26 protein-coding genes and 1 riboswitch are annotated in these 25098 nt (G+C 41.9%); of the genes, 2 read left to right on the top strand and 24 right to left on the bottom strand.

The genetic code is table 11. The features are described from left to right. Position 1: 1 nt before the first annotated feature. Both FPZ44_RS08615 and pdhA read right to left on the bottom strand, forming a co-directional pair. On the bottom strand, positions 2-979 hold the full coding sequence (locus FPZ44_RS08615; protein ID WP_144989282.1) for an alpha-ketoacid dehydrogenase subunit beta: 978 nt from the start codon (positions 977-979) through the stop codon (positions 2-4). Positions 980-1067: 88 nt separating this feature from the next. Beyond that, positions 1068-2135, bottom strand: coding sequence for a pyruvate dehydrogenase (acetyl-transferring) E1 component subunit alpha (gene pdhA / locus FPZ44_RS08610; protein WP_144991751.1), 1068 nt, complete (start codon positions 2133-2135; stop codon positions 1068-1070). A gap of 325 nt (positions 2136-2460) precedes the next feature. Here pdhA and FPZ44_RS08605 point away from each other — a divergent pair, with 325 nt between their 5' ends. Then, entirely contained in the window at positions 2461-3195 is a 735-nt protein-coding gene (locus FPZ44_RS08605) for an alpha/beta hydrolase (RefSeq protein ID WP_144989280.1), read from the top strand. 231 nt (positions 3196-3426) lie between these two features. Here the strand turns inward: FPZ44_RS08605 and FPZ44_RS08600 are convergent, their stop codons facing one another. Then, on the bottom strand, positions 3427-3900 hold the full coding sequence (locus tag FPZ44_RS08600; protein WP_144989278.1) for a low molecular weight protein-tyrosine-phosphatase: 474 nt from the start codon (positions 3898-3900) through the stop codon (positions 3427-3429). A gap of 163 nt (positions 3901-4063) precedes the next feature. Between FPZ44_RS08600 and FPZ44_RS08595 the strand changes: the two genes are divergently transcribed. After that, positions 4064-4750, top strand: coding sequence for a thiamine diphosphokinase (locus FPZ44_RS08595; protein WP_144989276.1), 687 nt, complete (start codon positions 4064-4066; stop codon positions 4748-4750). 238 nt (positions 4751-4988) lie between these two features. On the opposite strand, the gene FPZ44_RS08590 is transcribed toward FPZ44_RS08595, so the two are convergent. The 21 genes from FPZ44_RS08590 to FPZ44_RS08490 form a co-directional block, all read right to left on the bottom strand. Further along, positions 4989-5696 carry a polysaccharide deacetylase family protein gene (locus FPZ44_RS08590; protein ID WP_144989274.1) on the bottom strand — a complete coding sequence of 236 codons (708 nt, stop codon included), beginning with the start codon at positions 5694-5696 and terminating at the stop codon, positions 4989-4991. A 539-nt stretch (positions 5697-6235) separates the two neighbouring features. Next, positions 6236-6895 (bottom strand): thiamine phosphate synthase, encoded by a 660-nt coding sequence (gene thiE, locus FPZ44_RS08585; protein ID WP_261378254.1) that lies wholly within the window; start codon positions 6893-6895, stop codon positions 6236-6238. Beyond that, positions 6874-7854 carry a bifunctional hydroxymethylpyrimidine kinase/phosphomethylpyrimidine kinase gene (gene thiD / locus FPZ44_RS08580; protein ID WP_418789133.1) on the bottom strand — a complete coding sequence of 327 codons (981 nt, stop codon included), beginning with the start codon at positions 7852-7854 and terminating at the stop codon, positions 6874-6876. Before thiD ends, thiE begins: the two co-directional genes overlap by 22 nt. After that, entirely contained in the window at positions 7851-8624 is a 774-nt protein-coding gene (locus FPZ44_RS08575) for a thiazole synthase (RefSeq protein WP_144989272.1), read from the bottom strand. The genes thiD and FPZ44_RS08575 overlap by 4 nt, the downstream gene beginning before the upstream one ends. Positions 8625-8629: 5 nt before the next feature. Further along, entirely contained in the window at positions 8630-8833 is a 204-nt protein-coding gene (thiS, locus tag FPZ44_RS08570) for a sulfur carrier protein ThiS (protein ID WP_144989270.1), read from the bottom strand. Between the two features lie 60 nt (positions 8834-8893). Further along, the gene (gene thiO / locus FPZ44_RS08565; protein ID WP_144989268.1) at positions 8894-10048 is read right to left on the bottom strand and encodes a glycine oxidase ThiO; all 1155 of its coding nucleotides are present in this window, start codon (positions 10046-10048) and stop codon (positions 8894-8896) included. A gap of 20 nt (positions 10049-10068) precedes the next feature. Then, positions 10069-10719, bottom strand: a complete 651-nt coding sequence (locus FPZ44_RS08560) for a thiamine phosphate synthase (RefSeq protein ID WP_144989266.1) — start codon at positions 10717-10719, stop codon at positions 10069-10071. A 332-nt stretch (positions 10720-11051) separates the two neighbouring features. After that, positions 11052-11158, bottom strand: a riboswitch (TPP riboswitch). A 104-nt stretch (positions 11159-11262) separates the two neighbouring features. Next, on the bottom strand, positions 11263-12234 hold the full coding sequence (locus tag FPZ44_RS08555; protein ID WP_144989264.1) for a hypothetical protein: 972 nt from the start codon (positions 12232-12234) through the stop codon (positions 11263-11265). Beyond that, positions 12221-12772, bottom strand: a complete 552-nt coding sequence (locus FPZ44_RS08550; protein ID WP_144989262.1) for a hypothetical protein — start codon at positions 12770-12772, stop codon at positions 12221-12223. The genes FPZ44_RS08555 and FPZ44_RS08550 overlap by 14 nt, the downstream gene beginning before the upstream one ends. Before the next feature lie 11 nt (positions 12773-12783). Next, positions 12784-13164, bottom strand: coding sequence for a hypothetical protein (locus FPZ44_RS08545; RefSeq protein ID WP_144989260.1), 381 nt, complete (start codon positions 13162-13164; stop codon positions 12784-12786). 56 nt (positions 13165-13220) lie between these two features. After that, positions 13221-13691 (bottom strand): ABC transporter permease, encoded by a 471-nt coding sequence (locus tag FPZ44_RS08540; protein WP_144989258.1) that lies wholly within the window; start codon positions 13689-13691, stop codon positions 13221-13223. 51 nt (positions 13692-13742) lie between these two features. Then, complete coding sequence (locus tag FPZ44_RS08535; protein ID WP_144989256.1) at positions 13743-15839, bottom strand: GTPase SAR1; 2097 nt, start codon at positions 15837-15839, stop codon at positions 13743-13745. Further along, a complete protein-coding gene (locus FPZ44_RS08530; RefSeq protein WP_261378253.1) occupies positions 15826-17778 on the bottom strand; it encodes an ATPase, T2SS/T4P/T4SS family in 1953 nt (650 codons plus the stop codon). The genes FPZ44_RS08535 and FPZ44_RS08530 overlap by 14 nt, the downstream gene beginning before the upstream one ends. Beyond that, the gene (locus FPZ44_RS08525) at positions 17766-18695 is read right to left on the bottom strand and encodes a hypothetical protein (protein ID WP_144989254.1); all 930 of its coding nucleotides are present in this window, start codon (positions 18693-18695) and stop codon (positions 17766-17768) included. Before FPZ44_RS08525 ends, FPZ44_RS08530 begins: the two co-directional genes overlap by 13 nt. Next, the gene (locus tag FPZ44_RS08520; RefSeq protein ID WP_144989252.1) at positions 18682-19416 is read right to left on the bottom strand and encodes a MinD/ParA family ATP-binding protein; all 735 of its coding nucleotides are present in this window, start codon (positions 19414-19416) and stop codon (positions 18682-18684) included. Before FPZ44_RS08520 ends, FPZ44_RS08525 begins: the two co-directional genes overlap by 14 nt. An 18-nt stretch (positions 19417-19434) precedes the next feature. Then, positions 19435-20682, bottom strand: a complete 1248-nt coding sequence (locus FPZ44_RS08515; RefSeq protein ID WP_144989250.1) for an RcpC/CpaB family pilus assembly protein — start codon at positions 20680-20682, stop codon at positions 19435-19437. A 39-nt stretch (positions 20683-20721) separates the two neighbouring features. Further along, positions 20722-22245: a serine/threonine-protein kinase gene (locus FPZ44_RS08510; protein WP_144989248.1), complete on the bottom strand. Its 1524-nt coding sequence runs from the start codon at positions 22243-22245 to the stop codon at positions 20722-20724. A gap of 199 nt (positions 22246-22444) precedes the next feature. Next, the gene (locus FPZ44_RS08505) at positions 22445-23539 is read right to left on the bottom strand and encodes an SAM-dependent methyltransferase (protein ID WP_144989246.1); all 1095 of its coding nucleotides are present in this window, start codon (positions 23537-23539) and stop codon (positions 22445-22447) included. 22 nt (positions 23540-23561) lie between these two features. Next, positions 23562-24329 carry an ABC transporter ATP-binding protein gene (locus FPZ44_RS08500; RefSeq protein ID WP_144989244.1) on the bottom strand — a complete coding sequence of 256 codons (768 nt, stop codon included), beginning with the start codon at positions 24327-24329 and terminating at the stop codon, positions 23562-23564. After that, the gene (locus FPZ44_RS08495) at positions 24313-24693 is read right to left on the bottom strand and encodes a thioredoxin family protein (protein WP_261378252.1); all 381 of its coding nucleotides are present in this window, start codon (positions 24691-24693) and stop codon (positions 24313-24315) included. The genes FPZ44_RS08500 and FPZ44_RS08495 overlap by 17 nt, the downstream gene beginning before the upstream one ends. Beyond that, positions 24694-25029, bottom strand: coding sequence for a cyclic-phosphate processing receiver domain-containing protein (locus FPZ44_RS08490; protein WP_144989242.1), 336 nt, complete (start codon positions 25027-25029; stop codon positions 24694-24696). Between the last annotated feature and the right edge of the window lie 69 nt (positions 25030-25098).

The raw sequence follows: 25098 nt of genomic DNA, 5'->3' as shown, positions 1-25098 counted from the left end.
ATTAGAAATTCAATACTTTATTAACGTTAGCAATGATGCGCGCAGGAGACGGCAACCATTGGTCTTCAATTTGTGCAAACGGATAGATCGTATCAGGACCAGCAACGCGAAGCACTGGTGCTTCAAGGTGAAGAATTGCTTTCTCATTGATTTGAGCAATAACTTCTGCTGCAACACCGGATGTTTTTTGAGCTTCTTGAACAACGATTGCACGGTTTGTCTTCTTAACAGACTCAACGATTGTATCGATGTCAAGCGGCAACAACGTACGAAGGTCGATAACCTCAGCTTGTACGCCTTCTTTTTCAAGCTCAGCAGCAGCTTTCATAGCTGTGTGAACCATAAGTCCGTAAGCCAAGATTGTTACATCTTTACCTTCACGAACAACTTTAGCTTTACCGATCTCAACTGTGTACTCACCTTCAGGTACTTCATCACGGAATGCATGGTACAAGTTCAAGTGCTCCATGAAGAATACTGGATCGTTATCACGGATTGCAGAGATTAGCAAACCTTTAGCATCGTACGGGTTAGAAGGTACGATAACTTTGATACCTGGAGATTGAACAAGCAAACCTTCCAAGGAATCAGTGTGAAGCTCAGCCGCTTTAACACCGCCACCGAAAGGTGTACGGAATACGATTGGCGAGTTGTAACGTCCACCGGAACGGTAACGCATACGAGCTGCTTGAACAACCATTTGGTCAAGCGCTTCATAGATGAATCCAACGAATTGGATCTCAGCAACTGGACGGAAGCCAGTTACACCAAGACCTACTGCCATACCACCGATTGCAGATTCTGCAAGCGGCGTATCGAATACGCGCTCTTCACCAAATTCTTTTTGCAATCCTTCTGTCGCACGGAATACGCCGCCAACATGACCTACGTCTTCACCGAAAACAAGGACGTTAGGATCTCGTTTCAATTCAACGCGCATTGCGTCGCGAATCGCTTCTTTCATATTCATTTGTGCCATTGATTCGTATCCTCCTTACATCGTCGCAAAGTAATCTTTGCCTGTCCGCTCATCGAATTATTTCGAATTCATCTATAGTAATGAAATCTTATTGGAAGTCTGCTTTTTGCTCTTCAAGGTGCTGTGGCGTTACTTCGAACATTGTGTCGATTAGGCCAACAACAGTCATTTTCTCTGTTTGCTCTGCACGCTTGATTTCTTCGTTTACTTTCGCTTTTGCTTCTTCTTTTACGCGAGCTGTATCTTCTTCAGTCCAAAGACCTTTGCTCTCAAGGAATTTACCAAAGCGAACGAGTGGATCTTTAACAGACCATTCAGCTTCTTCGTCTTTAGTACGGTATTTAGAAGTATCATCCGCCATGGAGTGTGGACGGTAACGGTATGTCAACGCTTCGATCAATGTAGCGCCTTCACCGTTGCGGCCACGCTCAGCTGCGATTTGAACTGCTTTAATAACTGCCAATACGTCCATACCGTCGATTTGCATACCGTGGATACCAGCTGCAACCGATTTGTGAGCAATAGACTTAGCAGCCGTTTGCTTCGAGAATGGCGTTGTAATTGCATAACCGTTGTTTTGTACAAAGAAAATAACAGGTAGTTTGTAAGCACCTGCGAAGTTCAAACCTTCGTAGAAGTCACCTTCGGAAGAACCGCCGTCACCTGTGTAAGTAATTGCAACATTTTGTTGCTTTCTAAGTTTGAAGCCTTTAGCGATACCCATCGCGTGCAAAATTTGTGCACCGATAATGATCTGTGGCATCAATACGTTAACACCCTCTGGGATTTGTCCACCATGTTGGTGTCCGCGAGAGTACAAGAATGCTTGGTAAAGTGGCAAACCGTGCCATACGATTTGTGGCATATCACGGTATGCAGGTACTACGAAGTCTTCTTTGTTAAGTGGGTATACACTACCTACCATGGAAGCTTCTTGACCGGATACCGGTGCATAGAAACCAAGACGACCTTGACGACCAAGGTTGATCGCACGATCATCCCATGCACGAGTAAATACCATACGGTACATAATTTCTTTCAGTTGGTCATCGCTCAATTCCGGCATCATGTCCGGGTTCACGACTTGACCTTCTGGTGACAAGACAGATAGAGTTTGGACATCTTCCGTCTGAACTTCAAATGGGAACTTGCTCATCATATTCACCTCAATAAAAGTTTGAAGATTTTGTTTCTCTGTTATAGAATTATTATACACCTGTTCTACTCGATTGGTCAAAAGAAATAGCGGAAAAAGTGAATATTTTGTTCTCTTGTAGCTATAACAGTTTCTTTTAACTACTATAACAGGATAAAACAAATCAGTCTAGTTCCAGTGACATCTGACACATACATTCGTTATGTATTGTGTTCAACTTCTAGTTCCATTACGCTCGATACTTTCAAGAATAATGAGTCAAGATAGTTGATTCGTTCTTAGTGTTAACCAATTTCGATAAAATTTTGCATAGGTGGTGTTGCGAATGTCAGATTCCGCATACTTTAAACGTACGATTGTTAAGCATGATGTTTCTTCATCTATATTGCCTACTGGAACTCGCTCGTTGCGAGTCTATTTACCACCAGGTTTCAACGAGATTCTGAGCTACCCTGTCGTTTACTGTCAAGATGGAGAAGACTTCTTCAACTTTGGCCGCATCGCTACAATAGCTAACAAGCTAATACTTGACGGCGAGATCGAACCCATTATTATTGCAGGTGTGGATGTGGATAAAAAAGTCCGTACCGAAGAATATTCACCAGATGGAGCCTTGTTTGAAACGTATACAAGATCATTCACGGAAGAAATCGTTCCTTTTATAGAAGCGACGTACCCTGTACGCACAGATTGGAATGACATTGTTTTAGCAGGAGACTCATTAGGAGGCACAGTGTCCTTGCACCTTGCTCTTAAGCAGCCTGAAAAGTTTAAGCAGGTCATTTCATTATCAGGAGCATTCTACTCCGCATCCTATGACATTTTGGCTGCTCAACCGGATTTCAGCTGGCTGCGCATATTCATGATTGTTGGCTTGCAGGAGACTGCATATGAAACAGATCGCGGCGTGTTTGATTTCTTACAAATTAACCGCGACACCCATCAGCTGCTTTCCGAGCGTAGTGCTCGTGTTCATTATGAAGAACATGACGGACAGCATCTATGGGGTTTCTGGCAAAAACATATTCCAGACGCACTTAAGTATTATTTTGAAGTCTAACCTAATCTACGAAACAGAACTGTTGCATGATCAGCTGTCATAAAACAGCTGCTTAATACTGTTTCAGCTTATAAATCAGCACACAAAGAAAGAAGTGACATACAGAAAGTATGTCACTTCTTTTGTACTTTTTACTGCACTAGAAGGTAACTAGGTTAGTAGCAATATTCGCTAGTCAAACACCCCAACTCTTCTGGCCCTTGCATCGTATTTCTACCTACTTAAAATCTATTACAAAGAGTGCTCTGCTCGAATTCGCTGAAGCAACCGCTCACAGCCTGCTTCAACTAGACGATAGACCTCCTCAAAGTTACCTGTGTAATACGGATCGGGAACATCTGCAATTTGCTCTTCGGGCAGCATTGTCATAAATCTAAACACTGTCCCTGAAGCGTTAGCTGCCCCTTCCCAAGCAAGCACATTCTTCTCGTTACTTGTGTCCATGCAAACAATATACGTAAATTGGTTGAAATCTTCAGCTGCGATTTGTCGTGCTTTTTGTCCATGATAAGAAATTTTTCGCGTATCTAATAATTGACGTGTTCCCTCATGCGGTTGGTGACCAATATGCCAATCACCTGTACCAGCACTATCTATAGATATCACGTTAGACAATCCTGCCTCAGATACTTTCTGCCGCATAACAGCTTCCGCCATCGGGGAACGACAAATGTTGCCCAAACATACAAACAAAACAGATACCATAATCATATATCCTCCTTCTCATGCTACAATTGTAGCCCCATCATTTATTCATTTCAACAATAGATAACGCTTCGGCCAATGGCTTGGTCCGATTATCATTTTTCGATATACTAGATATATAAGATACATATCGAAATGTGAGCTTCAAAAAGGAGATGAGAAAATGTTACAACAACAGAAGCAGCTTTCTCGGAAAAATGGAAAACCTGAACATGAGATACACGCTGTAATCGTAGCTGGTGGCGAGCAACCCGCATGGATTATAGATGAAATTCAATCTGCAGATATTATTATAGGCGCAGATCGAGGCGCATTATTTCTTGTGCAGAACGGTATTAAGCCCACTCTTTCGTTAGGAGATTTTGATTCCGTTAATGAGCAAGAAGAACGGTTTATTGCAGACAATAGTGAAAGAATGATTGGATTTGACGAAATAGACAAAGATCATACGGATACAGAGCTAGCTTTGCAATATGCTATGCAATATGGCGCAACTACAATTACGATGTACGGCACGACAGGAACACGACTTGATCATACGCTAGCTGGAATTCATCTCCTTAGACAAACTTATGAAGCCGGCATCCCTATGAAAATTGTCGATAATCACAATTCAATCCAACTTACAGGAGATTATCTAAAAATATATAAAGACCGCTATACGTATATGTCGCTCATTCCTCTAAGCATGGATGTAACTGGCATATGTCTGGAAGGTTTTGCTTATCCTCTTTCAGATGCAACCTTAACAATTGGACAATCTTTAGGTGTGAGCAATCGATGGAAGGAAGAGTATGGAACGATTACGATCAAGAATGGACTGGTTCTCATTATTTGCAGTCGGGATTGATAGCAATATAACATTTTCTTAGATATGCACATGCAGTCAGCAACATCCTGCGATGTATGACAAGCAGCCACTTTCTTTTGCTCCATTGTTTAATCAATAATCTAGACATCAAAAAGCGCTCTGCTGTGGATCACCACAGCAGAGCGCTTTTCTGGGGAGTGTTGCCTCCCTACTATATACTTACTATCATTTAAGAACTTCGCAGAATCATATTTTCTTATTCATTAGTAATAAGCAATTAGATCTTGCCTGCATATTTTCGTTCCGATACTTCGATCAATTCACTTATAGTAATGAACTTATATCCTTTTTTTAATAGAATCGGAAAAAGTCGCTGTACGGCCTCTACGGTTTGTTCCCTTTCCCCGCCCCCATCATGAAGCAAGACAATAGAACCGTTCTTCATGTTATCCAACACTCTTTGTACGATGGCATCTGCCCCAGGATACTCCCAATCTCTTACATACATGTCTCTTGACCATAGTGCAAATCGATAACCCATTTGTTCAGCACGCTCTACTGTCTCCATACGAAATAGACCATAAGGAGGTCTTAAAATGTGACTCCGTGTTTTTGCATAAGTCGTAATGGCTGCCTCTGTTGTCATTATCTCTTTGTCCGACTCTTCAATAGTTAGCTTTGATAAGTCAGGGTGAAAATAGGTATGGTTACCGATTTGGTGACCTTCTTCCACAATACGCCTTGTAATGTTGGGAAACTCGTCTACAAATTCTCCAACTACAAAAAAGGTTGCTTTCGCATCATATTGCTTAAATAAGTCTAGTAGTAAGGGGGTATATTCTGTAGGACCATCATCAAATGTGAAACAAACGTATAGTTCGCTCTCATCAGGAAGTCTCACATCTCTTATAATTCGATGATCAAGATTGTCTACTAGTTCTGGATTCTCACAAATTTCTCGAAAGTCAATAACATCCTCTGCCATATACGTTCACCTTCTCATGTAGATTAGGATTACCTACGGTACATTATTTACTCCGTTATCGGTCTGCTTTTTAACTGTACAGGCTATTTCACGATAACAAATATTGAATACGTTACATTCGTTTCAGAAGAATATATAACATATGATTCACACATGATGGAATAAAAGATATAGAGCTTTCTACTGAAATTCAGTGCAATAAAGTTTAAAGTTATTCATAGGCTTTAGAGTTCTAAGCAGTCGGGATTTAATAATGAATGAGGTTAGTACGTTCTATGGAGCGATTTTCTGATGTATATCCATACTATCACACCCAAGGTTTGGAAGTCTCTTTTTTTGTTTGTATTTTAGGTGTTTTTAATAATTACAAAACCCACAAGATAATGGTACTGCCCACACTCTTCACTAAGAATATGAGATTGCGAAATCACGGACTCTGCAATAATCCGTAAGATAGCGCATAAAAAAACTAAGAAAAAAACTCCTACAGGTTGTAGGAGCTGGGAGACAAACTATATGATATGAATTCGTTATATTACTTAGGCCATCTCGTACCAAGAAGCTAGTTGCTTGTAAATCTGAACCGCTCCTTCTTCAGCACCTAGCTCACTAGATGCAATGGCATGAATGACTGCAACACCATCCGCTCCAGCCTTAACAACTGGTGTAACCCGTTCTGCATGTATTCCCCCAATACCTACGATTGGAACTTTAATTCCAGCTCGACGCATATCCATAATTAAAGAGGGTCCAATGACAGGATGAAGATCCTTTTTAGTCTGGGTGAAGAACATCGGTCCTACTCCGATATAGTCTGCGCCTTCATACTCCGCATCAAGAGCTTCTTCCACGTTATGAGTAGATTGACCAATAATCGTCCCCACAGGAAGAAGTTTGCGCGCCTTTGTCAACGACATGTCCTCTTGTCCCAAATGTACACCATCTGCTTCCAACTGTGCAGCAAGCTGAACATCGTCGTTTACAATAAACAGTATGTCATTCTGACGGCATAAATCTTTGAGTCGCATGCCTAATTCAATTCGTTCATTTTCCTTGAGAGTAGATTCACTAGTCTTTTCTCTCCATTGAAAAGAGGTAATTCCACCTTTAATTGCACTCATTAAAGTTTCTTCAATTCCTTGAGGACAATTCACCGAACCTGCTACAAACATGAGCTTCAGCTTTTTATGTAGTGACACAACGAACCATCCCTTCCGTTCAATGTACGTGCAGCCCAATGATTGACTGGTCCATGCCCTTTTCCGACCGCAATTGGATATTTAATTGCCATATGAATATACTGCTTTGCTTTTATAATTGAGTCAAGCACAGAATAACCTTTTGCTAAGTAAGCCGTTATCGCAGAAGATAACGTACACCCAGTTCCGTGAGTTCGAATCGTATCATGTCGCGGCCCTTCAATCCACCATCCTTCAGAACCATCATATAGCAAGTCTGTTGAATAGTCCTTATCTGGGCCATGTCCGCCTTTTACAAGGACATGCCCTGCTCCTAGCTCATGCAATCGCTTAGCCGCTTCGAATTGCTCTATGCGACTATGAATAGCAATTGAAGTAAGAGCGGCTGCCTCTGGAATATTAGGTGTTACAACTGTGGCAATCGGTAGCAAATGTGTCCTCAATTGTTCAACCGCGTTTTTTTCTAGAAGTGCCGTCCCACCTTTAGCGATCATAACAGGGTCTACTACAATATTAGGCCAACGATAAGTTACCAGTCGTTCAGAAACAATATTTATAGTTTGACCATCTGCAAGCATACCCGTCTTTACCGCATCTGGTCGAACATCATCTTCAAGCGCATCAAATTGGGCTGCAATATGTGCAGCCGGAATACGATGAACATCATGAACACCAAGTGTATTCTGGGCCGTAAGAGCTGTAATAACACTCATACCATAAGCTCCACACTCTTGAAATGTCTTAATATCAGCTTGGATACCAGCACCACCGCTGCTATCTGAGCCTGCAATGGTCGCGGCGCGAGCTGGCACCAATAATTCCGTAGCCGGATGGATACTATCACGTTCAAACGAATGGTTCTTAGCCCAATCCGATTGCAATTTATCAGCGCCATTCATTGGAGAAATATATATGTCACCGCTTAGTGAATAGATTTTAATCGACTGATCTGCACTCACGTCGGAATACCTTCTAATGGACTACTAGCCGAAGCATAGCGCTTCATTGGAATACGACCAGCTTCATAGCCTAGTCTGCCAGCCTCTACTGCCCACATCATAGCTTCAGCCATCTTTACAGGGTCTTTTGCCCCTGATACGGCTGTATTTAATAATACTGCATCCGCACCAAGCTCCATTGCCTTGGCAGCATCGCTTGGTGTCCCTATGCCAGCATCAACAATTACTGGCACAGTAGCTTGCTCAATAATGAAAGAAAGATGGTGTGGATTTAGCAATCCGAGTCCTGTTCCAATCGGAGATGCACCAGGCATTACGGCGTGTACACCAAGTTCTTGCAATCTTCTAGCCAAAATCACATCATCTGATATGTATGGCAGTACGATAAAGCCTTCATCCAACAAAATCTCACAAGCACGATAGGTTTCTAATGGATCAGGCAAAAGGGTTTTAGCATCACCGATGACTTCTACTTTGATCATATCGCATAGTTCGGACGCCTTCGCCAGACGAGCAATACGTACAGCTTCTTCAGCTGTAGATGCACCTGCTGTATTTGGCAAAAGTGTGTATTTATTTAGATCTAAGCTCTCTAGAAAATTAGGTTGGGTTGGCTCAAATACATTCATTCTTCTAATAGCAAACGTTAATATTTCCGTCTTGGACACTTCCACTGCTTTACGCTGAATATCAAAGTCAGGGAACTTTCCAGTTCCTAATAGCAATCTCGATTCAAATGTATGCGGTCCGATACGTAAAGGTGATTTCATTATTTTTATCCCCCTCCAACAAAATGTACAATTTCGATCCGATCCTCATCGGACAATAGCGTTGTTTCATATGCTGACTTGGAAATGATATTTCCATTAAGCTCCACAATCACGATTCGCTGTTCCATTTGTAAATGACAAAGCAACTGATAGATGTGACCTTGTTGCTCAGGAAAAACAATCGATTCTCCGTTTATAATAAGTTTCAATTTCATCCAACCTTTCTAACTGCCTAACGATGATAATACCTCACCTATACCACCACATTTTCAATGAACAACCTGCGGCATTACCGTATGACGAAGCGGATCAAAAGCGTTCATCCAGGCCCACGGCATCTTACCTGAATGAATCCAAGAAGCAACACCAATCCCAGTTGCTGCACTTAGTAGTATGCCATTGCGGTAATGGCCTGCCGCCAACCATAGTCCTTTAATATGGGAGACCGGCCCAATATAGGGAAGACCATCAGAAGTGGCTGGCCTGAGACCGGCCCATGCAGTAACAAGTTCTGCTTCATACAAACTTGGAATGTACGAAATCGCGCTCTGAATCAAGTTGGTGATTGATCCCACGTTTACTTTCCGATCATAACGGTGCGGATGAGAAGTGGCACCTATGTATATATGACCACCACTTTTCGGGACTATATATGTTCCATTACCATACAGGATCGAATCAAACACATAGTCCGTGCGTACAACCGCCAACTCTCCTTTAACAGGGAAAAAATTGGTGCGAATATCCGTCTGCTCATTAAAGCTGTCGCTGTTTACGCCAGCACATATAATTACATGCTCTGCGCTCCATGTCCCCTCAGCTGTTTGGACACCACGAATGACACTATTTTCATAAATGATTTTCTTTACTTCCTGATACTCCTTAAACTGAACGCCTCTTTTTCGCGAACCAGCTATTAATGCTTCCATCAACTTCACAGGTGACACATGTCCTTCGTGAGGTACTTCATATACTCCGTATACCGTAGGAGTGATATATGGATACATTCCCGCTTCAGCAAGTAAGTTACGCCACTGTATATGTCCGCTTGCTCCTGTCTCTGCAACTTCCGCAGCAATTTGAAGTTCTGTACCGACTAGAGTCTGTTCCTGTTGTGAATGCACAGGAATAAGCAGACCCTTCCGTCTAAGCTCCAAGTCCACTCCACTATCCAACCATAGTTGTTCTGCCCAACCGGAAAAAAGATCTAGACTGGTATAAGCAAAATGTGCAAGGTCTTTATTCTCAAATCGTTCAGCAGTTGGTGCCAACATACCAGCCGCAGCTCTAGAAGTTCCATGACTCAATACATCTCGTTCTAGTACAGTTACCCTCATCCCAAGCTTCGCACATTCATAAGCTACCGAGCACCCAATAACACTACCGCCCACTACCAAAACATCTGAATGTCTTGAAAGGTCCATATCTCCCCACCCCTTCCATGCTACTCCCTTGAATAACTTCTTTCATGAACCGCATATTGCGCGCTGCTCAGCACTGCTTCCCGATAGGCACGAGCAGCTAATCCAGGTGATTCTGCGTTCCAAATACCTGACATAACTGCGACGCCTGAACCGCCAGCTAGAACGACTTTCATAATATGATTCGGCGTAATGCCTCCTATCGCAATGATAGGAACATCAACTACCTCTCGGCATGCCTGCAGACCACCTAAACCACGCCCTGGAACCCCTGATTTGCAAGAAGTTTCAAACAAATGACCATATAATAAATAATCAGCGCCATCTTGTTCCGCAATTGCAGCCTCATTTTCGTTATGCACAGATACTCCTACAGATAATTGCGGGTACATCCGTCTAACAACTCTACACGGTAATGAATGATAGGCGAGTTGAACCCCTTTTACTTGAGTCGATGCCGCAACATCACATCTGTCATTGATGATCCATTTTTGTGTAGGTATGCCGGAGTGCCTGCAGCTTGCAATTACCTCCCACAACTTTCTTGCTGACCATTCTTTCTGCCGGAGGTGTATGAAATCTACATTGTCTGCTATCTCAATAGCTATACGTATGACCTCATCTACCTTTTGCACTGGTGGGGTTATTACATGTAGCCAAGGTACAATCATCATTCGTTATGCCTCCTCAACCAACGATAATTCTCTTTCTGTGTGAAGGAATTCGAGGAAGTGATGATGAAAATCCAAGACAAAAAGGACCACTCTATAGAAAGAGTGGTCCTTGGTCTGAGCAATCCGATAGCTATAACGCAATAAATTCACGTAATAGGCACATGTCATCCGCTCACGATAACGTATCTACTGGCTACGTATGTCGTGCAACTTATCGTAAGGGCATATTTACGATATATACGCTTAGATCAGCATATTGTTACAATCAAGCTAGTAAGCTGTATGCTGAGCAAAGGGTACACGTGCCCTTTAGTTAGACATGCCGGTCTTCATCATCCCAATCCACACTTCCCTACGCTGGTATAATCCAGATCAGGTCGTTAAGAGTCCGAAGCCTATGCTTCATCTCAGCCGATAACCGGCCCCCCTAGTGTTGGATAGTTCTGGTATGTTTTTGCACCGTAAGTGTACCATGAATAAGATGTTTTGGAAAGAGAGGAATGACATCATCGATCACCACTTCAAATCATATGATGCTCCCCCTCAATAACATCTCTTCACATAATATCCTTTGCTGGCAGCATCACGATCACTCGAAAAAGTTTCAATGTACTTTGAAGGCGCACAACGTTCTGGATAAGCGACCTTGACATTGTTTTGAATCGAAGCATACCATGTATCACGCTGCAAAATCCGTGAACCTCCCAGCGCATAGTGATTATAAGTAAATGCACCAACCGACATCCCTTGTATAAATGACATAATACTTATATCGTTAATCGTATTATTCCACTGCTCGGTTGGTATGGTTGGCATCGTAAAAAGATATGACACTCCATTACGCCGCGCCCACTCATTATGCCGATTTATATAGTGCTCAAGTTTTTGTTGAATTGTTTGAATAATCGTCATTCGCCGTACATCATCGAATCGCACATCATCTTGAAGAAGAGAAAGACTTGAGCGGAGCTTCAGCTCATGCTGATAACCACTTATCCATTTACGTGCCGATGAATCATACACTGTTACATAATCATCCAATGTGAACGTGTACACGTTACCATGTTGATCTACATAAGAATAAGGGTGCACAGGTTTCCATACATGTTCGATTCTCTCAGACCCTTGCATTGTCGAAAAGCGTTCATTTACATAGAAGTAAGCGCCATCGTAACCAACTATAGTGATTGCAGGGATATAAAAAAATAAGGCCTGTTGAGCAACTACGTCGTCTTCGATATTCAAATTAACGTAAATAGAATGAAGTAAAGTAGTTACCGCATGCTGTTTATTAAGAATTAGCTGTTTGTTCGATTCATAGGAGTCATCGGTTGCTTTCCAAGCAGCTGTTTCTTTTAATACTTGTGCTGCATCATCCACCGCTGTGTTCATCCATCGATTATACTGCTCTTCTACAATAAGTTTATGGCGATACTCCTTAACTTGCTGCCGATGCGTCCAACTAAATGGAAGTATGATGCAAGCGAAAAAGATTGCCCACTTAATGAGTCTCATTTCGCACCATTCCTCCTATTGGTATACTGAAAGCAGCAACAGGATCTGCATCAAACGTCAACCACCGAGTTAATCTACTCGAACGAGTTTCATCAAGCCTGTTTAGTGTAACTTGAAAATAGTCCCCTGCCTTTAAGTGATACAGACGAGAAGAGTCAGAAATACCAATCGATGTATTAGGAAATAGTTTATTCATCATGTCCTTATGATGGACCAATTGATAGTGCGTCATAAACTCATTTTGAAAGGAATTGTGCTGTACCGGATCATTATATATAGGAACATAATATTTCTCGTAATGCTCCATCTCAATGTCATAAACGTAACCTGTTCGATAAAGATCCTCTATTAACGAATTCCACATTTGAGGAGTAATTACACCTTTATCTCGAATAGCATCCACGTACGCAGTGGCAACCTTCATTGCAACTAACTCACTCATCTCATCATGTCGCTGAAAAGTATCCCGTAATGGAAATATGAACAACAACAACATGACCAACATTAAAGCGAGCCAAACTCGCATGGCATCTACCATATACTCACCTCTTATCTGTATTGAATCCGAAGCAAGCGGCCAGATGCATCACGGTTATGCTCAGGCACATACATTCGATTAACATTTATAAAAGAAACCGGCATATCCTCAAGCTCCATCTCTGGAAGAAAAGAGTAACCATCCACTTCAATGGCTACATTAGAATCTTTCAAGTGTGTCAACATAGAAACAATATCAGCTCCTTTTATCGTAGGTGGAGCAGTGATTTCAAAGTTCTCATGGATTGTCCGATCTTGCCTCCTTGTATCTAGCACCAATGCGTTCAACAACCCAGCAGAGCTCTGGTAGTAGTTGACGGCCATACTTAAAGCACCTACAAATATAAGGATAGCGCAGGAAAAGGCGATAAGTTCTCGAACATTTTCGTTCATATTGTTTAGTCAACTCCTGCGCATTTTTATATATCCATAAACGATTGCCCATCTTATTACTGCTGTTCGAACACAATCGCTCTCGTCACATTAGAAGAATCTACAATTAATTTGGCAAGAAACTTTCCACTCGGATTTACATAAGTATCTAAAGCTTCCTGCATCGCCAATTCAATTTTATCATTACGAGTATTATTGGATATCTTTCCGTCTGAATCAACATTAGCTCCATAGAACATTCCAGCACTATTCGCTGACTTGTCCTTACCTGTTTTCACCCAAATTCCAAACTGGTCCTTTTGATGGAACTTGCGAATCGCATTTATAACTTGAGAGCCACTTACCGTTGTGTTGTCGTACACGGTGAAGGATGCTTTGCTTAACTCCGTCTGAATAGATGAAAACTCATTCTGTGCCGTTTTGGTTGCCTCTTGAGCGGATACAAATAGAAGAACAACAATTGTAATTAGAGCAATGGTTAGAAATATACCTGCAGCTACCTTTAACGCGGATTGAGCATTATTCATTGAACATATCTCCTTTTATAAATAAGTTGAAGTTAAAAGTACTGAATATTATTACAGCCTCTGAATTTGGCTAAATGAGTGAGTCATTTGTTGCGCGCTAAGCCAAACCAAAGGAATGACAAGATACAAAAATACAATGGCATACATAGGAGCAAATCCAAACCACCGCCCCCAGACAGCTTTTGATTCTATTATTTTTTCTTCTTCTTGCTTACGCATATCTTGCTCAAACCACCATGATTGCTCAGCATCATCAAATGCTTGCTTGATCGGAATTTGATCAAACCCCAGTTCCAACTGATCAACGAAACGTACAAAATCAGGGTATGGTATATCCTCTCTCAATTGCTGTAAAGATTGCTCAGGACCACTGTCCCAATGAAGCAAACATCGGTGAATAGCTTCTTTGCAGCAAACAGAGCTTCGCATCATCCAATCAAGCATCTGCTCAGAGGTCATTCGCTCAAACGCACGGAGCAGAAGCGCCAAAGAATAAAAATGGCTTAATTCAAGTCGTATTTCCATATTCCGTAATCTCTTTTTAAAAATCATCATACCCAATGGGGTATAGTACGCTAAAACACTCAGCGCAAAAGCCACCAGCAACTCCCACCACCATAGCAAGCCTATTTCCTGCTCATAAGCTAGATTTAGCAAATGCTTGCTTAATTGCAACACCCGCTCCTGCGACCAGCTTGGATATTTTAGTGAAGCTAGCTCTTGTATTAATAGTTCTTGTTCTTCACGGTTCGAGCTTTTTGTTAGAACATCACCCACCCATTTCTTATGAAGCTCAGCCTGTTCAGTGTTCCATTCAGAGCTTGTTGGCTGGCTATAAGAAGAGCCGTCCCATTGTACTGTGCTTTTTGCATCACCTCTTGGCAATACTCCCCAGAGTGGAGAAAATGACTGCTGTTGCTGTATGACGACATGGATAATAATTGCCATGCTAATCGATATCAGCATTGTTACAGACGCATATACTAATCTTTTCGCATACCATCGCTCTAGAGATAACGGCTCGTTGGCATCTTTAAGGAGATATGCGTTTGCACTTAATCGTGATGCAGATATACCTCTCATCCAGCGGTAAACAATAGAACGGACGAACTTTAAACGTAAAATATCGATATGTTTCCTCGCCTCTTCGTTTTTCGATTTTTCAGCAATACTTTTTCTCCATTGAAGCTGCTCTAATAGCCAGTGACTCACAATAACAGTCAAAAGAACAATTACTTGTACATACCATCCGATTCGACTATCGTAGAACCGTGCCATATCAGGGAAATATGCTCTCCCCCATTGTTCGATAGGATTCGCAAATAAGATTGGAATGACTGCGATAATTTTTAATCCCTTTAAGAAAGTATCCAGCTTCATTCGCATTAGATGCTCTGACTGCATATCACGAATCATCATTGACAACCCCTGTAGAAATGAAGAGCGATTATCCTCTTTAGGGTCACCATACTCTGCTACTAATCGAGCTAGTCGTGCAAATAAGCGGTAATGACGATTCGGTGCTGCATCATCATACTTCACAAGGGCTGCATCCGTATCATACTCATATATACAAGCTAGCAATCTTGTCAGATGAGGCCTTATTAATGGCGAAGACCGTTCCAGCGCTTCTTCAACAGCGAGCTCAACCATTTGATGACGTTGATAAGCATGTCTAATCGTAGAAAAAGCTTGTGCTGATTGGCTAAGAACCTTTAACTCGGCTTGCTGAGCGAACATCTGTATACATAAGTCATCTGCTACGCGAAGTACGAGTATAAGCATGAGGAGAGAAACCCAATCTTGTTTAAAACTGATAAATACGAGTAATATTCCACTTAGAACAATAATGATAGCCCATATTACTGTAGCAACCTTCTCTCGTAACAATCGTTCATCATACCCATATATCACTAATAATTGTTGATAAACCTTTGCTCGCTTGTGCTTCAGCCCAATAATTCGACCGAACCAATAGTAACTGCGCTGTAAAAATATTTTAATTATATTTGTTTGTTGGTTTCTGCTCTTAAAAACGAGTTTGTTCATCCACGGCTGACGCATCATACGCTCGGATAGCTTCCATAATAGCAGCCCAATAAGCGCGAAAATAATTGCTGCTGACAGTAACGAATTAAGCGACAACATACTCCCCCCTCGATGCCATCCATCCTCTAAATGACTCTTGATCATAGTCTGTCATCTGCGAGAGCATCGCTTGCATATGTACGTCGGAAATTTCATTTACCCACACGTATCTACCATTTTGAAACTCGATAATGTTTTTGTACGTATAAGAGCTACTGTTAATTTGATCATCATAATATTGAATAGCTGCATTTCTGTAGTCCATCCAAGAGTTTGACGAAGGAATTGACACGTCCTGTTGATTCATATCCTCCCTTACTAACAGTCCCTTGTGTGATTGAATGCCTTTTGTCATTTCTGAGGGAACACATTCTGTAATCCGTTCAATATAACGTGTCCCATTTGCATTTTTATTTAAATGAATATTAAAATGTATCACTTGCACCACCTGTTGCTCTGCAATACGTTCATTATGAAACATACCCGTCTTCAACAAGGAATTGCGCAAGGCACCAATCAAATCAGGAAACGTCTTAGCGTGATGTGTAAATATCGTAAATAGACTCGCCACTTGCGCCATTTGAATCATCCACGCTGCTACTGGATCAGTTGCCACTTCCCCAAGAATATGAACAACTCCATCAGTCTTCTTCTGCACATCCAAACCTGATTGCCCAGAAATGCTTTCTGTTTCTCTCAAGGTTAAAATATTTCGATGTGGATACAGCTGCCTTAAATGCAGCTCGAATGCCTGCTCCTGAACTCGCAAAGGATAAAAAGCATAGATGGATTGAACTAACGCCATTAAAAGCGTCGTCTTGCCAGACCCTTGTGCGCCAGTAACAGCGGTAATGCGGGCTCCTTTCATTAAAAATTGGAGCAGACGAATTACATCTTCAGCACCATTAGCTGTAATAAGACGCGATAACGAAGGCTGCTCACGCTCAAACTTTCGTACAAAAAATGCCCAAGACTCTGAAAATGGCGGTCGCATAACAACTACGCGCGAACCATCCTTCATGTCATTAACACGATAACCATCTACTTCTGTCAACGGCCCTGGTGCACCATGTTTGTAAATGGTTTGACATACACGCTTCAGCTCTCTTTCACTATCGAAGCTAAGAAATCCGAGTCGTATAGACTTACCTTGATAAAACATCCATACACTGTCATACGAGTGTGGCACTTTTGAAGCTTGAACCGCATTTCTTGAAGCTCCGTAATACGAGCCTGCAGATGAACCGGTAGGCACGAGCGGAGTAGCTTGGATCAAGCCATTCACCCCTCCTGATACCCCCTCAATTCTCATATCACGCAATTCATCGATAACAGACAATCCTTTATATCGCTCATAGATACGTTGAGCAATGATTCTAATCCGCTCTTCATGCTTCACAACGGGACGTTCTTGGCGATAAGCTTGACTGATATCATCCTCGTCTACGGCATAACTTTGCTCCTGTTCACCTTCTGAACCAAACTGATCCTTTAATTGATCCCAACCGTAACGCTGTACGATTTCATGCATAGCTTCTAAACCATAGCGTTGGAAATAAATATATAGTAAAATATCGAACTTATCTTTTGCCGAAAGCTGAATGGGATCATCGAATGGGATAAGCATCTTCCAACAGTCATTGGAAGGTTTCAAAAATGGTCGTATAATCTCTACAATAATGTCCTTCACATATTCCTTTTGTAAGCGATCCCCGCTATGACAGGAGCGCAGTGATTGTCTGATCATTGATCGCCTCATTAGCTCCCTGCGATATGGTTCGTCATTTGCGAAGTGATCCAAATAAGGGTCAGATGTCCATTTTTGTAGCTGATCACGAACGATCTGATCGATCTCCTCCCAAGTCAGTGCAGATGGCACAGCTGCTTCCACGATAGATTTTTGTTTTAAACGAAGCCTATACAGCATCCCTAATGCAAAAAGCAACACAACACCCGTCGACATCAATAACTGTATAGAGTATTCACTTATCCATTCCATCTTCTTCCCCCTTCATTTGCTTTGCGATTAGGGAGAACTGCCTCCGATAATAATTGTTCTGCAAGCTGATCAACATAATTCAGTAACCTTGAAGCTCCATGCTTGTTATTACGGTACTGCTGTTGGAGGACGTAATGAACAAGATGGCCTTCATTGGCGTAATGTCTCAGCTGCGCATCGTATGGCACTGCATATATCAACATTCCTCGCATATGCTTTTTCAGGTTGGCTAGATTTAAATGCGCCTCTGGATCATAAGAAGATACAACCCAAATCTTCTTTTGCTCGAACCCATTATTTCCATGCCGGCACTTGGGATCACGCCATAAATTCACGTCTCTAAGATCTTGAGTAAGTAATGTAATGGTTCCAGTACTATAGGCTTGCTCCTGTTCATGATCGTGCATTTCCGTCTTTCTATCACTTTGCAGCTCTAATCTGGTGTCCTGCCGTGGAAGTGGTCGATTCCAATCCCAAAGAACAACATCATAGGCATTAGCGGAATACTGCATAAGTGTACGCACATCACGTTCAGAGCTGAATCGTTCATGTGTTGCTCCTCGTTCAATTCTATTCTCACAACTATCTGTTACACGAAGCACGTCTAGTCCAGGAATTATCGGTGAGGTACAAGCCACAAACATAGGTATATCCATCAATTCATTTTGAACGAGTCTTTTATATTCTCCCCAACCATCCGGCACTGACAGTTGAGCTAGCCTTTCATCACTGCTTCCTGTATGCATAGAAGAACGAATGAAATATTCAATACCATCCCCCTCGTCATCCTGGTGAATAAGCAGCACCTTAAGTCCAAAACGTGTAACTAATTCGATACCAAGCAGTACCGTCGTTAATGATGATCCTAATGCCCGTCGCGAACCGTTTTTTATTAACCAATGTTTACATGGCTTCATGCCACCATCGCCCTTTCTTATCGCTTCGCAGCAGTTTTCGCCAATTACGATCAGATATTGGTCCGCAACTACGTTCTAGCCATATACGCCATACAGTACGTGCTATTTTCGTATACTTAGACAAATCCGTCCTCTCATTCACTTCGTTATAGAGATATGCTGCCCAATTTTCTTCGTCAAATGGTATGAACGTAGCTTCTTCTTTAGGAGTGACATATATAGATTGCAAATGCTCCATGATATAAGCGACTTCTTTAACATGATCGACTGTATTTAAAATAAGTAGTCGTATTTCACGGTTTAAATCTACATCATGAAGCAGGCGAAATGACTTTATCCATTCCATATTTCGATGGATGGCATAGGCCTCTACCGTTTGTACCATGACACGTTCACGAGCACTCATAAAGGTAGTGGCATCGCAGAATGTAAGTCGATCTGTATCTATCAATACGTCATCATATGAATCAAGATCAATTTCTTGCTGTCGGCTAATTTGGATCAATTCTTCCCAATGAAGGATGCCTGATATAGTGTCCATTCCATTCCAACGACACCATTTCTCCTTATTAATCCAAGTTTGATTTCGATAAGTTAACCATGGCATGTTCATCGCATCAACAAGTAGTACACGTCTTCCAGCCCGCGAAAGTAGAGTAGCTAATCCAAGTACGAAATCTTGCTTACTACATGAGCCTATGAAAAAGCTAATATTAGACATCTTAAATCACCCCTTGATTCACGGTGCAACCGGCAAATCGGACCTCTCATTCTGATAACCTTCAACTTCAACCAGTTCTTTATATGCTGAGGTATTGCTTTGATTGATACTTGGATTTGTGTAGTTACTGTTTGAATCAATGCCATTCATTGATTTCACAGGAGGTTCATTTTGCTTAGCAGCTCCTTCTTTGTTATTGGAAGGATGCTGATTATGTACTCCCTGCTTCTCTGCCTGCTGTCCTTGTTGATCCCGTTCCGTCTGCCCTACCTGTTCTGCAGGAGTAGGTTGTCCAACAAATGGAGCTTCACGGTTCGGAGACTTACTTTGTCCAGTAAAAGGAGATAAGTTTGAAGAGGTGGTGCCAGCTCCATTACCGCCATTTGATACTGCTGTGCTATTTGTCCCATTAGTTGAAGGCAACGCTCTTAAATCAGTGTCTATACTAGAAATCGATTGGGCTTGGCTATGCTTAACTAAGTCTCCCTCCAAACGCTTTCTCGCTTGTGCGGACATTACGATGTTCGCATCCTTGATCAAATTTGGATTATTGTTTATTAATTGTGTTACATGTTGATTTACTGGATAATTAACGATTGCTTGCTCCTGTACATAGGCATCGACATAACGAACAGCGTATATTTGCCCGCCGTTCAAGTAAGCATCTACACAAGCGCTGGACATCGTTAACAATTCATGCTCTGACATATGAAACCAAACTGTAGTGCCTTGAATACGGTGTACTTTCTTATGAGACAGGACAACATAGTCTTGTCCATCAGGGTAGCGAATCCGTACATCAATCACCTGATCGGGTTCAAGTGCGAGCGGCAGTTGAATGACTGAGGTTTCAATCCAACGAATATCCTGACCGGTCGAACCTTCACTGCCTATCATAGAATCTATTAAAGGTATATTAGCCGCCAAGTCTATTTTTGCAATGGTTCCTTTCAAATCTTTAGGTTCGAGCACGTGCTTCGGAATTAACCTTTTCGGCAACTCTATTTGTCTTAAATCCGATGTATGCAGTCTTGAACCTGCAACTTTGGATTTAGCAAGTACCCAAACTTGCTGTTTCTCTTCTTTCCCATACCCCTGAATGATTTGTTCACTTAACTGAGCTTTCTTAATCCAATCTTCTCGCTCGATTTGCCAATTACGTTCAATCCAAAAAATATAACCTCCACTAACTGTTGCCATGATGGAAGCTGTAATTACTACACCAACTGCAACCTGTTTCGTTCGCCTTGACCATCTGCCAATCAAGCAAGAGCCCCCTCTCAATGAATCCCACGGTTAATCTTTTTATTTCCTTTTGCGCCAAGAGAACCATTTTCGCTTCTGTTCATGTACCTTCATCCAAGATTGCATCCATTCTTCTATATCCGCTGTACCCTTAAATGGGTTAGAACAGGTTGGAACCGAGATAATGCTATGGCATTTCATCTGCAAACGAGGAGAGCGTAATTCTTCCTCTTTAGCATGTGGCAGTGCAAAAATCCATTGTTGATAATTTAATTCAAGCAGATTGTTCAATGCTGCTTTGATGTCATCATCCCTCCAAGGGGCAGTTGAACCTATTAGCAAGCTATATGAAGCACGAACAAATTCCTCATCTAATCTGCGCTTTGCTCCAATTACGCCTAAATCCATGATAATAAAGTCATATTCCATCTGTAGCTGTGTTACCGAGGATGTTGTAAGCCCTCTAGAGTGTTCGCCTAATTCAATGTAGGAGACCCCTTGCCACTGCCAAACTTTGTTATTCCAATCTTCCGCACAATTTCCTTCAACTGATGAAAGGATAGAATGGACTACAGAGCGGTTCGACTCCGCATTAGATACATAAGCAACCTTTCCACGGTTACTTCTTGCCAGTCGATGTGCAATCATTAAGCTCATATGAGTGCATCCTAATCCTGAAGCTATCCCAGTAACTGCAATCGTGACCGCACGCTGCAAACCATTATTGGCATTACCGTGTTGATTACGTTGTCCTTTATCCATAAATTCATAGGCTGCAGGAAGCACCTCACTATTGGCGTGCACTATTAGCGCTCTTTTTAATTCGTCTGCAGATTGATATCTTGCATTAGGATTTACTTCCATCAACTTGGTGAGAATACCATAAAATGATTTAGGAACATCCTCATTAAGCATCTGTGTGCGAAATGGTTCCATCCCACGCCAGCGCCCTTCAGTCAACACGTATGCTAACAATGCACCTATACCGTATAAATCAGTACGCGCGTCACTTTGCTTGCCTTCATGCTGTTCAGGTGCAGCAAAGCCAACTGTTCCTAACTTCATCGTATCTGCTAACTCAGAAGGCTTTACTTGCCTAGCAATTCCAAAGTCAATCAACTTTATTCGATGCTGCTCAGCTAACATAACATTAGAGGGCTTCATATCACGGTATATAATCGGCGGTGTACATCCATGCAAGTAACTTAATGCGTCACACAGCTGGAGACTGTACGCAATCGTCTCATCAAATGAGATAGGAGTTCGCTTCAATTTCTCAGCTATCGTTTCTCCTTCGATGTATTCCATGACCAAATAGGCATGCCCATCTTCATCAGGTGAAAAAAAATCGACGATAAGAGGGAGGTTAGGATGTCTAAGCTCAATGAGCCATTGGGCCTCCCTAATGAGATGTTCACGATCATGAGCAAGAGGGATTGATTCTTTAATCGCCCAGTACTTTCCCATCAATCGCTCATCTTGCGCCAAGTACACATAACTCATTCCGCCAACACCAATCAAACGCTTAATTCGATAACGCTCGTGCAACAATGCACCAGCCATTAACTTCGTAGGAGCACGCACTCCACAAACCTCCTTGAAGTAGCCGTTGTGAGATGAATGAACTCGACAGATTAGTTCCGAAACGCAAAAAACCCGAATACAGCCGTATAGGCGTATTCGGGATGCTTTCCCTGAAAAGGTTACGTTTATGTTGTTATTGATGTCATTATAGATTTAATTCCATCATTTGTCTATAGCTTGTTTGTAAAAATAATACGGTTTAATTTTTAAGCATATACAGCGTGATTTCATCACGGTTATGGAACAATTGCTTCGCACGAACGATCGTTGCATGCTTCTCAAACATCTCCATACAATCACGTATCGTTTGCAGCGGCTTCTTGTGCATAAGTTTTACAGTAACAATCAAAGTACCACCATAAACAAGAGAATCAAGCAATTGAATCACTAGCTGTGCAGTATGCTTCGGGCTCCAACTCATATCACATACAATTAAATCAAACTCATTTGGTTCAAAAACAACCTCAGCTGCATTTCGCCCATAATAAGTAAAGTTCGGGTGATCCATGAGAGAAGGATGCATTTTAGCCGGATCCACTGCTGTTACATGAATTCCACGCTCAAGTAACAAACTGCTCCAGCCCCCTGGTGCTGCACCTACATCCAAACCATTTCGATATGCAGAGAAGTCCAATCCAAATACCTGCTCTGCTTCTAACAGCTTAAATTTTGCACGAGAAATTTGTCCATCTTCACGGCGGAAACGGATGGCTCCACCTGGCCAATCCGATTGTTGATCGGCGAAAGCTGCTAATCCTACGTACACTTGTTGCTCATGCTCAAATAAAGTTAAGATGAAATCCGGTTGTTGAACGGCCGCAGTAATATTTTGCTTTGACCACACTAATTGAATAGCAGAGCGCCATTGGAATACAGCTTCTTTATCACTAGCATCTTCTGTCTTCACTTTTTTAGGCGATGTTCGTACATGAACAGCCCCTGACGATTTACCTTCTAAAGACAAACCACTTCTCTCTAAAAGCTCACCCCATAATTGCTCGGCATCTTCTTCACTAGAGACAGCATCGACGGGTAGAATAATATGAACTGGATAGGCATCACGAATAAAAATAGCTGGTTCACGACGAAGAAGATCCCACACCGCTCCTTCTGATTCAGGAAGTTCCATGAAAGCAACTTCACCAGAAACAAGAATCGTACTCTTCAAATAATTATATTTCCGGCGCAATTCTTCCTGCGCATATGGGATATAGCCATGATTAGCTGTAACGATCCAATGGGATCCTAGTTCATAATTACGTGTTGGGTGTATTTCATTACTAATAACTGACAACTTATTTTTCCTCCAAGCATTACTACGACTTTATGCGCGCCCAAGGCCGGCCGTCCATCCAATTTACTGCAATAGGCAGATCAAAAGTTTTGGAGAGCTTTTCTGGAGACAGCACTTCTTCTTTAGGACCAGCGGCTACAAGTTTTCCTTTGTGCAGCAAAGCTACATGTGTAAATAACGGTACAATTTCTTCAAGATGATGCGTAACATGAACGAGATGTACATCATTTGCGAGTAAATTTGACAGGTCTGTAAGCCACATCTCTCTTTCATAGAGATCGAGTCCTGCACAAGCTTCATCCATAACGAGCAACTTAGGATTATTCATCATGACACGAGCCAGCAGAATCTTCTTGCGTTCCCCTTGCGAGCACAACCCAAAAGACTGTTCTGCCAAATGAGCAAGTCTAACCATACGAAGTTGTTCTACTGCTCTTTCCTTCAGGATATCTGTTTCCTTATCAAACAAACGCAAATGTGCTTGCATGCCTGTAGCGACGATCTCCCACACAGGATCACGCATTGTTAATTTTTCCACAAGTGATTGACTTATATAACCAATCTGTTTTCGAATTTCCCGAACGTCACAACGACCATATGTATGACCTAGAACACGAACTTTACCTGAGGTAGGAAAATGGTATCCTAGAATCATTTCAAGCAGCGTTGATTTGCCAGAACCATTTCTGCCAAGAATCGTCCAGTGTTCTCCAGCTTTCATTTGCCACTGTAACGGATAAATGATTGTGCGATCTTGACGTTCAAATGTTACATCATCGAGATGAATCATCCATGCCGCCTCCTCTTAGCCGCTCATACAGATATGGGATAGAATGAAAAGCATATATTTTCTGAGGATACACGAAGACATTGTGCGAAATCAAATCTTGTTGATTTCGTTTCACTTCAATTGTACGCCAAATCAAAAGACAAGGCACACTTTCAACTTGATACGCCTGAGCCAGATCAGGCACTTCATTAACATTCAAACGTTCAAATCGCAGTTCGGGCAGTAAATGCTCAACAACATCCAGCATCCGACTAGCTACATTGCATGTTCCACACAATGGACTATACAAATATAAAAGATCGATATCAGACGGAACTTGTCCATTCATTATGGCTTCACGTAGTTGTTGAATAACAATGCTCATTTAACTTAGGCTCCGAACTTGCTCGAGTAAATGAAGAGGCATAGGCCCATTATGCAGTTCAACATCATTCGGCTTGTTCATATACAGCATCTCATACATACGACGGCGCCCTCTATCACAGGACGTATGCAAATAAATCTGTTTTGCATATAAACCACGATTGACCATCTCTGCCACTAACTCTGTACCTGTCGGTTCATCAGGCCCCAAATCGTGATCCAGCGATAAAATATCAACTTCTGCACCTTCAAGGAGCAATATGCATTCCTCCATATTCCGCGCTAGTACAAATCCATCCGGGCATTTGCGCCAATCATCAAGATACACATGGATCATCTTCGCACCCTCTCTATATTACAACGTTTTTCAATATTTCGTATAATTAATTAACACCATTAATTATAC

This window comes from Paenibacillus agilis (assembly GCF_007786455.1).
GTDB classification, from domain to species: Bacteria; Bacillota; Bacilli; order Paenibacillales; family Paenibacillaceae; genus Paenibacillus_B; species Paenibacillus_B agilis.
Note: the sequence above shows the minus strand (reverse complement) of the source record. Positions and strands in the feature narration are given on the sequence as shown.

What these genes read in the sequence shown, in the direction of transcription:
- FPZ44_RS08615 (WP_144989282.1), bottom strand. Translation starts at nt 979, where the DNA reads ATGGCACAAATGAATATGAAAGAAGCGATTCGCGACGCAATGCGCGTT.
- pdhA (WP_144991751.1), bottom strand. Translation starts at nt 2,135, where the DNA reads ATGAGCAAGTTCCCATTTGAAGTTCAGACGGAAGATGTCCAAACTCTA.
- FPZ44_RS08605 (WP_144989280.1), top strand. Translation starts at nt 2,461, where the DNA reads ATGTCAGATTCCGCATACTTTAAACGTACGATTGTTAAGCATGATGTT.
- FPZ44_RS08600 (WP_144989278.1), bottom strand. Translation starts at nt 3,900, where the DNA reads ATGGTATCTGTTTTGTTTGTATGTTTGGGCAACATTTGTCGTTCCCCG.
- FPZ44_RS08595 (WP_144989276.1), top strand. Translation starts at nt 4,064, where the DNA reads ATGTTACAACAACAGAAGCAGCTTTCTCGGAAAAATGGAAAACCTGAA.
- FPZ44_RS08590 (WP_144989274.1), bottom strand. Translation starts at nt 5,696, where the DNA reads ATGGCAGAGGATGTTATTGACTTTCGAGAAATTTGTGAGAATCCAGAA.
- FPZ44_RS08575 (WP_144989272.1), bottom strand. Translation starts at nt 8,624, where the DNA reads ATGAAATCACCTTTACGTATCGGACCGCATACATTTGAATCGAGATTG.
- thiO (WP_144989268.1), bottom strand. Translation starts at nt 10,048, where the DNA reads ATGGACCTTTCAAGACATTCAGATGTTTTGGTAGTGGGCGGTAGTGTT.
- FPZ44_RS08560 (WP_144989266.1), bottom strand. Translation starts at nt 10,719, where the DNA reads ATGATGATTGTACCTTGGCTACATGTAATAACCCCACCAGTGCAAAAG.
- FPZ44_RS08555 (WP_144989264.1), bottom strand. Translation starts at nt 12,234, where the DNA reads ATGAGACTCATTAAGTGGGCAATCTTTTTCGCTTGCATCATACTTCCA.
- FPZ44_RS08550 (WP_144989262.1), bottom strand. Translation starts at nt 12,772, where the DNA reads ATGGTAGATGCCATGCGAGTTTGGCTCGCTTTAATGTTGGTCATGTTG.
- FPZ44_RS08545 (WP_144989260.1), bottom strand. Translation starts at nt 13,164, where the DNA reads ATGAACGAAAATGTTCGAGAACTTATCGCCTTTTCCTGCGCTATCCTT.
- FPZ44_RS08540 (WP_144989258.1), bottom strand. Translation starts at nt 13,691, where the DNA reads ATGAATAATGCTCAATCCGCGTTAAAGGTAGCTGCAGGTATATTTCTA.
- FPZ44_RS08535 (WP_144989256.1), bottom strand. Translation starts at nt 15,839, where the DNA reads ATGTTGTCGCTTAATTCGTTACTGTCAGCAGCAATTATTTTCGCGCTT.
- FPZ44_RS08530 (WP_261378253.1), bottom strand. Translation starts at nt 17,778, where the DNA reads ATGGAATGGATAAGTGAATACTCTATACAGTTATTGATGTCGACGGGT.
- FPZ44_RS08525 (WP_144989254.1), bottom strand. Translation starts at nt 18,695, where the DNA reads ATGAAGCCATGTAAACATTGGTTAATAAAAAACGGTTCGCGACGGGCA.
- FPZ44_RS08520 (WP_144989252.1), bottom strand. Translation starts at nt 19,416, where the DNA reads ATGTCTAATATTAGCTTTTTCATAGGCTCATGTAGTAAGCAAGATTTC.
- FPZ44_RS08500 (WP_144989244.1), bottom strand. Translation starts at nt 24,329, where the DNA reads ATGATTCATCTCGATGATGTAACATTTGAACGTCAAGATCGCACAATC.
- FPZ44_RS08495 (WP_261378252.1), bottom strand. Translation starts at nt 24,693, where the DNA reads ATGAGCATTGTTATTCAACAACTACGTGAAGCCATAATGAATGGACAA.
- FPZ44_RS08490 (WP_144989242.1), bottom strand. Translation starts at nt 25,029, where the DNA reads ATGATCCATGTGTATCTTGATGATTGGCGCAAATGCCCGGATGGATTT.